The organism is Ruegeria sp. G2, assembly GCF_056533505.1.
In genome coordinates this window covers 1-12,922 of sequence record NZ_JBQFON010000007.1, presented here as the reverse complement: position 1 = coordinate 12,922, position 12,922 = coordinate 1, and the positions used below count along the sequence as shown (strand labels likewise).

General features: G+C 56.6%; 16 protein-coding genes. 9 read left to right on the top strand and 7 right to left on the bottom strand.

Annotated features, from left to right (window positions below):
* Position 1: 1 nt before the first annotated feature.
* From ACR0DU_RS13545 to ACR0DU_RS13525, 5 genes are read left to right on the top strand one after another with little or no spacing between them, the layout of a single operon-like run.
* Positions 2–472 carry an HPr kinase/phosphorylase gene (locus ACR0DU_RS13545; RefSeq protein ID WP_010437718.1) on the top strand — a complete coding sequence of 157 codons (471 nt, stop codon included), beginning with the start codon at positions 2–4 and terminating at the stop codon, positions 470–472.
* Positions 469–1,350 (top strand): RNase adapter RapZ, encoded by an 882-nt coding sequence (gene rapZ / locus ACR0DU_RS13540; RefSeq protein ID WP_029621613.1) that lies wholly within the window; start codon positions 469–471, stop codon positions 1,348–1,350. The genes ACR0DU_RS13545 and rapZ overlap by 4 nt, the downstream gene beginning before the upstream one ends.
* Positions 1,347–1,739, top strand: coding sequence for a PTS sugar transporter subunit IIA (locus ACR0DU_RS13535; protein WP_010437720.1), 393 nt, complete (start codon positions 1,347–1,349; stop codon positions 1,737–1,739). The genes rapZ and ACR0DU_RS13535 overlap by 4 nt, the downstream gene beginning before the upstream one ends.
* A 16-nt stretch (positions 1,740–1,755) precedes the next feature.
* The gene (locus ACR0DU_RS13530; protein WP_010437721.1) at positions 1,756–2,025 is read left to right on the top strand and encodes an HPr family phosphocarrier protein; all 270 of its coding nucleotides are present in this window, start codon (positions 1,756–1,758) and stop codon (positions 2,023–2,025) included.
* Positions 2,026–2,067: 42 nt separating this feature from the next.
* The gene (locus tag ACR0DU_RS13525; protein WP_480875278.1) at positions 2,068–2,958 is read left to right on the top strand and encodes a lysophospholipid acyltransferase family protein; all 891 of its coding nucleotides are present in this window, start codon (positions 2,068–2,070) and stop codon (positions 2,956–2,958) included.
* Between the two features lie 79 nt (positions 2,959–3,037).
* Here ACR0DU_RS13525 and ACR0DU_RS13520 read toward each other — a convergent pair whose 3' ends face one another.
* On the bottom strand, positions 3,038–3,913 hold the full coding sequence (locus ACR0DU_RS13520) for a 3-hydroxybutyryl-CoA dehydrogenase (RefSeq protein ID WP_010437724.1): 876 nt from the start codon (positions 3,911–3,913) through the stop codon (positions 3,038–3,040).
* 91 nt (positions 3,914–4,004) lie between these two features.
* On the opposite strand from ACR0DU_RS13520, the gene ACR0DU_RS13515 reads away from it, so the two are divergent.
* Positions 4,005–4,895 carry a DUF6473 family protein gene (locus ACR0DU_RS13515; protein ID WP_480875275.1) on the top strand — a complete coding sequence of 297 codons (891 nt, stop codon included), beginning with the start codon at positions 4,005–4,007 and terminating at the stop codon, positions 4,893–4,895.
* A gap of 59 nt (positions 4,896–4,954) precedes the next feature.
* Here ACR0DU_RS13515 and ACR0DU_RS13510 read toward each other — a convergent pair whose 3' ends face one another.
* The 6 genes from ACR0DU_RS13510 to ACR0DU_RS13485 all read right to left on the bottom strand — a co-directional run bounded on the left by ACR0DU_RS13510 (position 4,955) and on the right by ACR0DU_RS13485 (position 9,199).
* Complete coding sequence (locus tag ACR0DU_RS13510; protein WP_480875273.1) at positions 4,955–5,884, bottom strand: electron transfer flavoprotein subunit alpha/FixB family protein; 930 nt, start codon at positions 5,882–5,884, stop codon at positions 4,955–4,957.
* Positions 5,884–6,642 (bottom strand): electron transfer flavoprotein subunit beta/FixA family protein, encoded by a 759-nt coding sequence (locus tag ACR0DU_RS13505; protein WP_010437730.1) that lies wholly within the window; start codon positions 6,640–6,642, stop codon positions 5,884–5,886. Before ACR0DU_RS13505 ends, ACR0DU_RS13510 begins: the two co-directional genes overlap by 1 nt.
* Before the next feature lie 184 nt (positions 6,643–6,826).
* Complete coding sequence (locus ACR0DU_RS13500) at positions 6,827–7,399, bottom strand: cob(I)yrinic acid a,c-diamide adenosyltransferase (RefSeq protein WP_480875270.1); 573 nt, start codon at positions 7,397–7,399, stop codon at positions 6,827–6,829.
* Positions 7,400–7,402: 3 nt separating this feature from the next.
* On the bottom strand, positions 7,403–7,603 hold the full coding sequence (locus ACR0DU_RS13495; protein WP_010437734.1) for a twin transmembrane helix small protein: 201 nt from the start codon (positions 7,601–7,603) through the stop codon (positions 7,403–7,405).
* An 80-nt stretch (positions 7,604–7,683) separates the two neighbouring features.
* Positions 7,684–8,511, bottom strand: a complete 828-nt coding sequence (locus ACR0DU_RS13490; RefSeq protein WP_480457356.1) for an SDR family NAD(P)-dependent oxidoreductase — start codon at positions 8,509–8,511, stop codon at positions 7,684–7,686.
* 70 nt (positions 8,512–8,581) lie between these two features.
* Positions 8,582–9,199 (bottom strand): SH3 domain-containing protein, encoded by a 618-nt coding sequence (locus tag ACR0DU_RS13485; RefSeq protein ID WP_480875267.1) that lies wholly within the window; start codon positions 9,197–9,199, stop codon positions 8,582–8,584.
* Between the two features lie 201 nt (positions 9,200–9,400).
* Here ACR0DU_RS13485 and parC point away from each other — a divergent pair, with 201 nt between their 5' ends.
* The 3 genes from parC to ACR0DU_RS13470 form a co-directional block, all read left to right on the top strand.
* Complete coding sequence (parC, locus tag ACR0DU_RS13480; RefSeq protein ID WP_480875265.1) at positions 9,401–11,749, top strand: DNA topoisomerase IV subunit A; 2,349 nt, start codon at positions 9,401–9,403, stop codon at positions 11,747–11,749.
* A gap of 98 nt (positions 11,750–11,847) precedes the next feature.
* Positions 11,848–12,441: a hypothetical protein gene (locus tag ACR0DU_RS13475; protein ID WP_010437743.1), complete on the top strand. Its 594-nt coding sequence runs from the start codon at positions 11,848–11,850 to the stop codon at positions 12,439–12,441.
* 114 nt (positions 12,442–12,555) lie between these two features.
* Positions 12,556–12,922: GTP-binding protein (locus tag ACR0DU_RS13470; protein WP_480875261.1), on the top strand; the 367-nt coding region annotated here is incomplete at its 3' end.

The following is a 12,922-nucleotide window of genomic DNA, read 5'->3' as shown; positions in this document are numbered from 1 at the left end:
CATGAACGCGATCCCGCTCCAGGATATCGCAGATCAAAGGACGGCTTGCATTCACGCCACTTGCGTGGCGGTGCAAGGTTCTGGGGTGTTGATCATCGGTGCTTCGGGTGCAGGAAAATCTGGGCTGGCATTGCAGATGATGGCGCTGGGTGCTCAGCTGGTAGGAGATGACCGGGTCGATATGTTTGTGCAGAACGATCAGGTTGTGGCAAATGCAGTCGCGCCAATCGAAGGTTTGATTGAGGCGCGTGGCATTGGGTTGCTACGGGCTGCTAGCGTGGGCCCTGTCCCGTTGGCTTATATCGTGGATCTGGATCAAACAGCTTCGGCGCGTTTGCCCGAGCCTTCTGACGTTTGCGTGCTGAAGCGAACTGTTCCCTTGCTTCGAGGCGCTGGGGTACCCAATTTGGCCGCAGGACTAATTCAACTTGTGAGAATGGGGCGCGTGGCCCCGGAATGGCCAAATTCATGATAGCACAAACGCGCGTCGTATTGGTTACGGGCCCCTCTGGCGCCGGGCGTTCGACCGCGATCCACGTACTGGAAGATCTTGGATTTGAGGCGATTGATAATCTTCCAATGGGTTTACTGGTTCGTCTTGTGGACAGCTCAGAGCCGACGCGCCCAATGGCCTTGGGTATCGATACGCGCAATCGTGATTTTTCGACCATCGGTTTCATCGAACTTGCCGCCAAACTGGGCAGGATGGAAGATGTCGACCTCACGATTCTCTATTTGGATTGCAGCGACGAAGTGCTGCTGCGCCGGTTCTCGGAAACACGCCGCCGCCACCCGGTCGCTGCGGATGCCAGTCCGGAAACGGGCATCCGGCAGGAAAAAGAACTGCTGGCCCCCATTCGCGAGGTTGCCGATACGCTGATCGATACCCGAACGCTGAATGTTCACCAGTTGCGCGAGGAAGTCGAACGCTGGTTCGCCCCTAGAGGAGGGCGTCATCTGGCGGTTTCGATCGAATCCTTTTCGTACAAACGGGGTTTGCCGCGTGGTTTGGATATGGTGTTTGATTGCAGGTTTTTGGCCAATCCCTATTGGCGGCCTGAACTGCGTGATGCCGATGGGCGAAATTCGGATGTGGCAGCCTATGTTCGGTCAGATCCGAACTTTGAGGCATTCTTTGATCGGGTTGTCGATCTGTTGATCGAATTGCTTCCAGCGTTCCGTGAAGAAGGTAAGGCGCACCTCTCAATCGCGTTCGGGTGCACCGGAGGGCAACATCGCTCAGTCGCTGTGGCCGAAGCGGTTGCAAAGGCCCTTGCGGAAGGGGGCCAGCAGGTGGCAATTAGGCACCGCGAAATGGAACGACGCGCATTGAATGTGAGGCCGAAGTGATCGGGATCGTAATTGTTGCACATGGCGGTTTGGCGCGCGAATATCTTGCGGCCACACAACATGTAGTTGGAAAACAGCCCGGGTTGGTGGCTATCCCGATCGAAGCTGATCATGATCGCGAGGCAAAACAAGCTGAGATATGTCGTGCTGCTGACAAGGTCGATATGGGCGATGGCGTTGTCGTTGTGACCGACCTGTATGGCGGCAGCCCCTCGAATCTCAGCTTGCGCGCGTGTGCACCGCAGGATCGGCGAATCCTTTACGGAGCCAACCTGCCGATGCTCATTAAACTGGCCAAAAGTCGCCATCTGCCGCTGGCCGAAGCCGTGCGTTTAGCACTGGAAGCTGGTCGAAAATACATCAATGCGCAAAATGTGACGCTGGATTGATACCGGATACAATCATATGACGACCAAGAGTTTGAAAATAATAAATGAAAAAGGCCTACATGCCCGCGCCTCAGCCAAGCTGGTTGAGGTGGTCGAAGGCTTTGACGCACGTGCCGAGGTGTCGCGCGACGGGCTTTCTGCCTCGGGTGACAGTATCATGGGCCTTTTGATGTTGGCAGCGTCGCGCGGAACTACTATTGACGTCGAGACGTCCGGCCCGGATGCTGAGGCGTTGGCAGAAGCGTTGGAAACCCTGGTGAACGACAAGTTCGGCGAAGGGTTCTGATAGCGTAACTGCGACGATATCAAGGACGGAAAGACCAGGCAATTGGCGGAAACCACGCACGAAACAAAGACCGGCCCAGTCGCAGATCAAGACACCGACCAGGGTGAAATCTACGACCGCAGAACGCTGACCTACGCCAACTCGTTTGACGATGCCTGGACGTCCACCGCCATTCGCGCGATCGAATGGTGTACCGGCAAGCTGACCATTCTGCGTATGGTCAACAAGTTCGAAAAGCAGAACGAACATTACCGGGGCCAGAAATTCTGGGGCGGTGCGCTTAAGATTATGGGCATCAACCTCACCACCCCCGCCGAACAGATCGCCTGTATCCCAAAAGAGGGCCCGGTTGTGGTTGTCGCCAACCACCCGCACGGCATGGTTGATGGCATGATCCTTGCCGAACTCATAGGTCAGGTTCGTAGTGATTATCGTATCCTGACCCGTTCGGTTCTGACCGGTTTGGATGAGGCAGCAACCTCGTTCATGATCCCGGTGCCGTTTCCGCACGACCCCGAAGCGCAGGCCAAGATGCTTGAAATGCGCAGCAAGACAATGAATCACCTGGCCGATGGCGGCGTAGTCGCTCTGTTCCCTTCAGGTGTTGTGATGTCATCGGATGATTGGTTCGGCCCTGCGATCGAGCGGGAGTGGAACGTCTTTACTGCCAAGATGATCCGCCGCTCGGGCGCTAAAGTGGTGCCGATCTTCTTCCCCGGCAGCAACTCGCGTTGGTACCAGATCGCCAATCGGCTTTCGCCTATACTTCGCCAAGGTCTTTTGCTGCACGAAATTGTCCGCTCCTGCAACAAGCCGCAGTCTCCGGTTATAGGCGACCCGGTTTCAGATGAAGATATGGCGCTTTTGGAACGCGACCCACGTGGTTTCATGGCTTGGCTCCGCGATCACACGCTTGCCCTGGGCAAACACTGATCCGTCTCTTCATCTGGCCATAAATATCTCGGGAGTGAATTGAGCTGCAGGCTCAAGAGAGGGCTGGCTCTCTTATGCACTATCGCGTCGGAACCGGAACTTCACCGCGGTAATCGTAGAACCCTCGTTCGGTCTTGCGCCCCAGCCAACCAGCCTCGACATATTTCGTCAGCAGCGGGCATGGACGATACTTGGTATCAGCCAGACCATCGTGCAGTACATTCATGATCGCCAGACAGGTATCTAGGCCAATGAAATCCGCCAGCTCCAGCGGCCCCATAGGATGATTGGCGCCCAGCTTCATGGATTGGTCAATGGACTGCACGCTGCCGACGCCTTCATAAAGCGTGTAGACCGCCTCATTGATCATCGGCATCAGGATCCGATTGACGATAAAGGCCGGAAAATCTTCGGCGCTGGCTGAGGTCTTTCCCAATCGGTCCACAACAGCCTTGCAGGCGTTGAACGTTGCCTCATCCGTGGCAATACCCCGGATCAATTCGACCAATTGCATCACTGGCACCGGGTTCATGAAATGAAACCCCATGAAGCGTTCAGGCCGATCCGTACGGCTGGCCAACCGGGTGATGGAAATCGACGATGTATTCGAGGTCAGTATTGTGTGAGGCTGCAAATGAGGTAGCAGATCCTCAAAGATCGCCTGCTTCACCGTTTCCCGCTCGGTTGCAGCTTCGATCACAAGGTCGGTCTGCCCCAGATCCGGTAGGTTTAGGGTCGTGGTGATCCGCCCCAAGGCGGCTTTTACCGCCTCGTCTGATATCTTGCCGCGCGACGCTTGCCGCACCAGATTAGTTTCGATTGTCGAGATTGCACCATCTAGGGCATCCTGGCTGATATCGTTCAGAAGAACATCATACTCTGCCAGCGCCATCACATGAGCGATCCCGTTACCCATTTGTCCAGCGCCGATCACTCCGACTGATTTTACGTCCATATTCTGATGTCCTTGTTCGCAGGATACGGGCGACATTATCGGCACTTCGGCGCGGGCGGCAAGGGGATCGGCCCGATCAAATTCGCTTCAAATGCGCGCATTAGGATTTTCGCAAGACTTGCGGCGGCAAAATGGCAGTTGGGTGAAAATTTGGGTGAGTGTGATGAGCTATCAATCAATCAACGCGGATGGTTCCGTTGAAACAACGTGCTCCTATGGGGCCTCGAAATTGCTCTACCGAGGTCCGCAAAGAGCTTTGGAGAGGCCTTACGTGGCGTGCTTCGGGGGCGAGGAGACATTTGGTCGTTTTGTTGAGGCACCGTATCCCTCAATACTCGAGCACCGCCTACAGCGCCGGTGTCTCAACTTTGGTAGTCTGTTTTGTGGCCTCGATTCGTTGACACGAGATGCCGGGCTGCTCGAACTCGCGAACCGGTCAGAGCTTTGTGTTTTGCAGTTGCCTGGTTTGCTGGGCCAGACTAACCGGTTCTATCGAGTTCATCCCCGTCGTAATGACCGTTTCGTTGCACCAACATCGGAATTGGTGGGGTTGTATCCCGAAATGGACTTCACCAATGTCCACTTTGTTCGTCATCTGTTGAGCCGTTTGAAGGCGCATACAGATGCGCGCTTTGAGATGGTTGAGCAAGAGCTGCGTAAAGGTTGGGTTGAAAGGCTCGGTACTTTTCTGCGCAAAGTTAAGCCTCCGGTTATGTTGCTCGAATTGAGAGCAGATCATTACGCGCTGGGCTCGGTATCGGATGATCCGGTTACGTTGGATACATCGAGTGTCGAAGTGTTGGTGCCTCAAAGCGCAGGCCTCATTACTCTGCATGTGCAGGTATCAGGCGCATCTGATGAGCTTGAGGATATGTTATTTGGCACTCTGCAGCAGCCAACTGCTGAACATATGATCGGCCCTGCCACACATCGCAGAATCGCAGACGCTTTGACCCGTGCGATCAGAGATTTGGGCATTTAGAGAAAAGGCCCGCCAATGGCGGGCCTCATAGAAATTTTGAAGAAAAACCTCGCCTGGTATCAGCCGAGTTTCTCGGTTAGCTCCGGTACGGCTTGGAACAGGTCGGCAACCAGTCCGAAATCGGCGACCTGGAAGATTGGCGCCTCTTCGTCTTTGTTGATCGCAACAATGACCTTGGAGTCCTTCATGCCAGCCAGGTGCTGAATCGCACCAGAAATACCGACGGCGACGTAAAGATCGGGGGCAACAACCTTACCGGTTTGACCCACCTGCCAGTCGTTCGGCGCATAGCCCGAGTCGACCGCTGCGCGCGACGCACCAACAGCAGCGCCCAGCTTGTCCGCCAGCGCCTCGATCAGTTTGAAATCTTCTTCCGAGCCAACACCACGGCCGCCCGAAACTACGACGCCTGCCGAGGTCAGTTCCGGACGGTCGCTTTCAGCGACCTTATCCTCAACCCATTCGGAAAGACCTGGGTTATCGCCAACCGAGATGGTCTCGACAGAAGCCGCGCCGCCTTCGTTCGCAGCATCGAAGCTGGCGGTCCGGATGGTGACAACTTTCTTGGCGTCGTTCGATTTCACGGTCTGGATAGCGTTGCCCGCGTAGATCGGGCGCTCGAACGTCGAACCGTCAACCACACCAGACGCATCCGAGATCACCATCACGTCCAGCAGGGCGGCAACGCGCGGCATGACGTTTTTGGCGTCGGTGGTGGCAGGTGCAACGATGTGCTCATAGCCATCAGCCAGCGACACGATCAGCGCTGCGGTCGATTCCGCGAGGCGGTGGCCCAGCGAGGCATCTTCGGCAACCAGAACCTTAGAGACACCATCGATCTTGGCAGCAGCTTCACCAGCGGCAGCGGCCGAGCCACCTGCGGCCAGAACGGTGATGTCGCCCAGCGACTTGGTGGCTGCGACGGTTTTGGCGGTCGCGTCAAAGCTCAGTTCGCCGTTGTTGACTTCGGCAAGCAGAAGTACAGCCATTATACAGCCCCCGCTTCTTTGAGTTTCTCAACCAGCTCGTCGACCGAGCCCACGACGATACCAGCGGCGCGCGCCGGCGGCTCGTCGGTCTTGACGATTTCCAGTCGCGGCGTGACGTCGACGCCGTAGTCGGCGGCGGTTTTCTCATCCAGCGGCTTTTTCTTCGCCTTCATGATGTTCGGCAGCGACGCATAGCGCGGCTCGTTCAGACGCAGGTCAACGGTGACGATGGTTGGCATCTTGACGCTGATAGTCTGCAGACCACCATCCACTTCGCGGGTGATCTTGGCGCTGTCGCCTTCGATATCCAGCTCGGATGCGAAAGTGCCTTGCGACCAGCCCAGCAGGGCCGACAGCATTTGGCCGGTGGCGTTCATGTCGTTGTCGATCGCCTGCTTGCCCGCCAGAACGATGCCCGGCTGCTCTTCCTCGACCACTTTGGCGAGTATTTTCGCCACGGCCAGAGGCTCGATGTCGGTGTGTACGTCATCAGCTGCAACAACCAGGATCGCACGGTCTGCACCCATGGCCAGGGCGGTCCGCAGAGTTTCCTGCGACTGTTTCACACCGATTGAAACGGCAACAACTTCGTCAGCCTTGCCCGCTTCTTTCAGGCGAATTGCCTCTTCCACTGCGATTTCGTCGAAGGGGTTCATCGACATTTTTACATTGGCGAGATCAACTCCGCTCCCGTCCGCCTTAACACGAACTTTCACGTTGTAGTCGATCACGCGCTTGACAGGCACAAGTACCTTCATTTTTGCGTATGCTCCTTACAAAAACGGCAAGCCGCGCAGCGACTCCACCAATGCTCTCGCGGTTTAGATAGCGGGTCGTGATGCGCTGCAACAGAGCAAAATCGTCACGTCATGCTTTCGAGACGTCGCGTTTTGTCATTTTTTCGACAAGAAACGAATTTTTATTTCTCCATGACGCTCGCGATCAGCGGTTCGCACCCGGAACCCAGAGCACATCATTGCGTCCGCCATTATTGGCGCAGCGCGCGGCGACAAAGAACCAGTCGCTAAGACGGTTGAGATATTTCACCGCCGTTTCATTGACCGGTTCCATATTTGTCAGCTCAACCGCCAGACGTTCTGCCCGGCGCGAGACCGTCCGACAGACATGCAGATGCGCCGCCAGACGTGAACCGCCCGGCAGGATGAAGCTGCGCAGCGGCTGGAGCGTTTCGTTCATCGCGTCGATCTCTGCCTCAAGCCGATCAATCTGGGCAGGGACGATGCGAAGAGGCGGGTAGTCGGCTTCGGCATCCTTGTCCATATCGGGGCGGCAGAAATCAGCCCCTAGATCAAACAGGTCGTTCTGGATGCGGGACAGGGCGGATTCGACCTCTCCTTCAGCCTCGGTTCGGGCGACGCCGACAAAGGAATTCAATTCGTCCACTGTGCCATAGGCTGCAACGCGCCCTGAGTATTTCGCGACGCGCTCACCATTGCCCAGGGCGGTTTTGCCGTCATCGCCTGTGCGCGTGTAAATCTTGTTGAGAACAACCATGCCTTAAACTCCCTGTCCGCGCAGGTAGACGTAGAGCACGATTAGCACCACTGCAATGAACTGAAACAGGATGCGCAGGCGCATCATCTTGTTGCTTTTCATGGCTGCGTCTTTGCCGGGTTTTCCAAAGTTGGCAATGCCCATCACCAGCACGGCAACCACTGCCGCCATAGCCAGAAGCAATACGACCATTAATAGGTCCATAAGATCACCATCCTTATTTGTTCTCGCGATGAACCCTCATCTAGCGTTGATAGAGGCAAAAGCGAACGGGTAATTTCGCCTCAGATGTCCGAGAGAATGCGGTCGATGGTTCGGGTCGGCAGGATGCGGCGCAGATATCCAGCGATGTAGGTTGGCGTTGTCACATAGTAGCGTGCGCGCGGGCGTTTGGATTCGACTGCATGAGCCAGTTTGGCCGTCACGGCAGAAGCAGGCAGTTCGAACCTGTCGTTTCCGGATGATTCGTAGAGGCGTTTCAGCAACGAATCCTCGTATTTCTGGCGCAGGGCAGAGTTTTTCCAATCTATGAAGCGTTCGAACACCGGGATTGAGTTCACTCGGATTTTCGAGGTCACCGGACCCGGTTCGATCAGGATGACCTTGATATCAGTATCCCGAAGCTCCAACCGCAATGTGTCGGTCAGGCCTTCTATGGCATATTTGGTGGCAACATATGCGCCACGCCATGGAAATGCGACCAACCCCAGTACCGATGAATTCTGTACGATCCGTCCATGGCCTTGTGCCCGCATCACCGGAATTACCTGTCGGGTCAACTCGTGCCAGCCAAAAACGTTGGTCTCGAAAATCAGGCGCATACCTTCGATCGGGACGTCTTCGACTGCTCCGGGAAGGCCGTGCGCGCCATTATTGAACAGTGCATCCAGCGTGCCTCCGGTTGTTTCAAGCACCTGGTTCAGACCGGATGTTATGCTGTCGGTGTCGGTATAGTCGATCAGCGGGCTGTCGAAGCCTTGCGCCCGCAACCGATCACAGTCGCGCTGCTGCCGACAGGACGCAAATACACGCCAGCCACGCGCGCGCATGCCGTGCGCCGCATCCAGTCCGATGCCCGAAGAGCACCCAGTAATAAGAATGGACTTTTGCATGTCACTTCCGAAACTGAACCTCGCCCCCTTGGTATTGCGAGCTTCAGGTCAGGACAATGACACAGTTGCGTCAGTTTGTTGGCTTCCGAACCAGTGATGCAGAAATCCAACCCACACTTTGCCCGGGAAGTAGCCTCAGGCGCAGCCATCCCGTGCCTGAATCGCTTAGGACTTCAACCCGTTGGCCAATATTGGCCTTTGCTATGATGGGGTAGATCGTACCTGGCCCGTCGCGCATGTTTACGCGTGTGCCTGATATCTCCCGAATGTCCTTTTCGGGTTCGATAATCTGAGAGGTAGGCGTGATATCGTCCTGAACCTCGGTTTCAACCTGCACCAGCCCGGCGGCACCGTCCTCAAGCGAAGCGAGCGTGAAGCTGGCACCATCTCCGTCAAATGCGGAAAACTGAGGCAATGTATTGGCCGCGACTTGTGAAAGAACAACAGCTGTATCCTCCTCGGCCAAGGGTTCAGGTTCGGCTCGCACGGCAACAGGGCGGGTTGCGACATTGGTCACAAGTTCTTCCGCACGCGGCGTTGGCGCAGAAGTGGGTTTGGGCTCAGGGGCCGAGGCAATTGGCACAGGTTGTTCGGCCCGTGTCCCGCGCGGCTCGAAATCAGGGCCTCCACTCATGACGTAGAAGCTCCAACCGAGCATGGCGAAAGTGACAACAATAACGCGCGTCATAGCGCACCCCCTGGCAATCGTAACATCAATATAAAGGCAGCAAGCTTAATATTCGAAAGCATACCATAGAACCGGGATTGAGTCGAAAGATGGGGGAAATCCGGGACTTGTCTCCCCCTGTTGCAAAAAGCGCGACTTGTCCCCAGCAAAATATGCGCCGATTGCTTTACCCGCGCGCGCTTGCGTCGTATCACATCATGTATGAACGATACGATTGACGACCCCAATATGGAGGCCCCTGACAACGGGGGCGAGATAGCCGAACCGCTGCGCCGCGCCATTGGTGAACGCTATCTGACCTACGCGCTTTCAACGATCATGCACCGGGCACTGCCGGATGCACGGGATGGATTGAAGCCGGTTCATCGGCGAATCCTCTATGCAATGCGCGAGTTGCGACTCAGTGCGACGGGGGGATTCCGGAAGTCCGCTAAGATTTCCGGCGACGTGATGGGTAACTATCACCCGCATGGTGACGCCGCGATTTACGACGCGATGGCGCGTCTGGCGCAGGACTTCAACGTGCGCTACCCGCTGGTCGACGGGCAGGGGAACTTCGGCAATATCGACGGCGATAACCCTGCGGCCTCGCGATACACCGAGGCGCGGATGACCATCGTGGCCGAGGCGCTGCTTGAGGGGCTGAACGAAGACGCCGTCGATTTTCGCGACAACTACGATGGCACGCTGACCGAACCGGTGGTGCTGCCTGCACAGTTCCCGAACCTGCTGGCCAACGGCGCCAGCGGTATCGCGGTGGGCATGGCGACGAATATTCCGCCGCATAATATTTCCGAGTTGTGTGACGCCTGTCTGCATCTAATCAAAACGCCGGATGCACGCGACGACACGCTGTTGAACTACGTACCCGGACCGGACTTTCCGACCGGCGGCGTCATTGTCGAACCGCCCGAAAACATCGCGCAGGCCTATCGCACCGGGCGCGGATCCTTCCGTCTTCGCTGCAAGTTCGAAGTCGAAGATCTGGGTCGTGGTCAGTGGCAGATCGTTGTCACCGAGATTCCCTATCAGGTTCAGAAATCCAAGCTGATTGAAAAGATCGCCGAACTGATCCAGACCAAGAAAATCCCGATCCTTGCCGATGTGCGCGACGAATCTGCTGACGATATCCGCCTGATTCTTGAGCCGCGTTCCAAGAACGTGGACCCGGAGGTGCTGATGGGCATGCTCTTCCGCAACTCGGACCTTGAGGTGCGGTTCAGCCTGAATATGAACGTGCTGATCGACGGCGTGACGCCCAAGGTCTGTTCGATGAAGGAAGTGCTGCGGGCGTTCCTCGATCACCGGCAAGAGGTGCTGTTGCGTCGTTCGCGCCATCGCATGGCTAAGATCGACCATCGCTTGGAGGTATTGGAGGGCTTTATTGTCGCCTTCCTGAACCTCGACCGGGTGATCGACATTATCCGCTACGACGACGACCCCAAGGCCGCGCTGATGCGCGAAGATTGGGGCATTGATCATGTTCGCGCGACTGATGAGTATGATTATGTCCCGCCCAAACCGGGCGAGGGCGAGTTGTCCGAAGTTCAGATTGACGCCATCCTCAACATGCGTCTGCGCAGCTTGCGCCGTCTGGAAGAGATGGAACTGGTCCGCGAACGCGATGAGCTGATGCTGGAACGCGCCAACCTCGAAGACTTGCTTGCCGATCCCGCCTTGCAATGGGCCAAGATCGCCGAGCAGCTCAAAGAGACCAAGAAGACCTTCGGCAAAGACTATGAAGGCGGTGCGCGTCGCACGCAATTTGCCGAGGCCGGTCAGGTCGAGGAAGTGCCGCTTGAGGCGATGATCGACAAGGAGCCGATCACGGTCGTCTGTTCGCAGATGGGCTGGATACGCGCCATGACCGGCCACATCGATCTGAAGCGCGAATTGAAATTCAAGGACGGTGACGGCCCGCAGTTCATCTTCCACGCGGAAACAACGGACCGGTTGCTGGTCTTTGCCTCTAACGGCCGTTTCTACACTGTCAGCGCTGCTAACCTGCCTGGTGGGCGGGGCATGGGCGAGCCGCTCCGTCTGATGGTCGACCTGCCGAACGAGGTGCAAATCATCGACATCCTGATCCACAAGCCGGGGCGCAAACTGCTGGTGGCCTCGGATGCGGGTAACGGCTTTATGGTGCCCGAAGATGATGTGCTGGCGCAGACACGTAACGGCAAACAGGTGCTGAACGTCAAAGGCGACGAAACCGCCATGATCTGTAAGCCGGTCGCTGGCGATCACGTCGCCGTGGTGTCTCAGAACGGCAAGTTCCTGGTGTTCCCGACGGAAGAACTGCCCGAGATGACCCGGGGCAAAGGTGTGCGCCTGCAAAAGTACAATATGGCCCGTGGGCGACAGGGGACCTTGGAACTGGATGGCGGCTTGTCCGACGTGACGACTTTCAACTGGGACGACGGCTTGAAATGGTCCATGGGTGGCGACAAGACCCGGCACGAGGCGGATATGTCCCAATGGCTGGCTAAGCGTGCAGGCGTTGGGAAAAAAGCGCCCTACGGCTTCCCACGCGACTATAAATTCTCGTGACCAGACCAACAGTTTGGTGAATTTCTGCCGATACCGCTTGGCACAAGCGGTATCGGTGCGCTACATCCAATAAAAACAGGCCTATCGAGACGAGAGACATGTTGCGCATCCTGACACTGATCACCGGGTTGGCCCTGATGGGCGCCTGCACCCAGACACAAGTTTACGAAGAGCCCGAGTCGCTGGGTGAATTCAAAATGCGCGTTAACTATGCCTTTGCTGACAAAGCTGTGCAGGGGCCGGTTTCGCGGGATGCAACACCCGATGAATGGACTGCTGCAATTCAGAATGCAGTAGATATTCGATTGGGCCGCTACGAAGGCGCTCAGGAATACGATATTGGCATCAGCCTTGAAGGCTACATGCTTGCCCCGCCCGGTATCCCGGTGATCTACAATCCAAAGAGCACGGCTATCGTTCTGGTGAATGTGTATGACGTAAAAAACAAAGAGTTTCTGGCCAAAGGCAAGCAGTTTCAGGTTTTGGAAGACACGACCGGAGGTAGCGCCCTCAAAGGGTCCGGTCACGAACGCACAAAAGAAGAGCAAATGAGCGGGCTTTCCCTGAAGGTTGCCGACCGGGTCGAAGAGTGGTTGGCCGAAGAACATAAAGACAATGGCTGGTTTGATCGCCGCCCCGACCTTATTCAGCCGCTGGAGAACGAGGTTGTGGCGCAAAATCCGGCGTCCTGAGCGGCTTTTCCATCAGGATGTGCTTGATTTTCCCCCCTGAACCAAATATCTCGCGCGCGCAGATGTAACCGCGGGACCACGGGTCCCCCAAAATTGCAAAAGGGCGCCTGAGGAATGGCAAAGGAAAAGTTTGAGCGTAATAAGCCGCACGTCAACATCGGCACGATTGGCCACGTTGACCACGGCAAGACCACGCTGACCGCAGCAATCACCAAGTATTTCGGTGACTTCAAAGCGTATGACCAGATTGACGGCGCGCCGGAAGAAAAAGCACGTGGCATCACCATCTCGACCGCCCACGTGGAATACGAGACCGACAACCGCCACTACGCGCACGTCGACTGCCCCGGCCACGCCGACTACGTCAAGAACATGATCACCGGTGCTGCCCAGATGGACGGCGCGATCCTGGTTGTGAACGCAGCTGACGGCCCGATGCCGCAGACCCGCGAGCACATCCTGCTGGGCCGCCAGGTTGGCA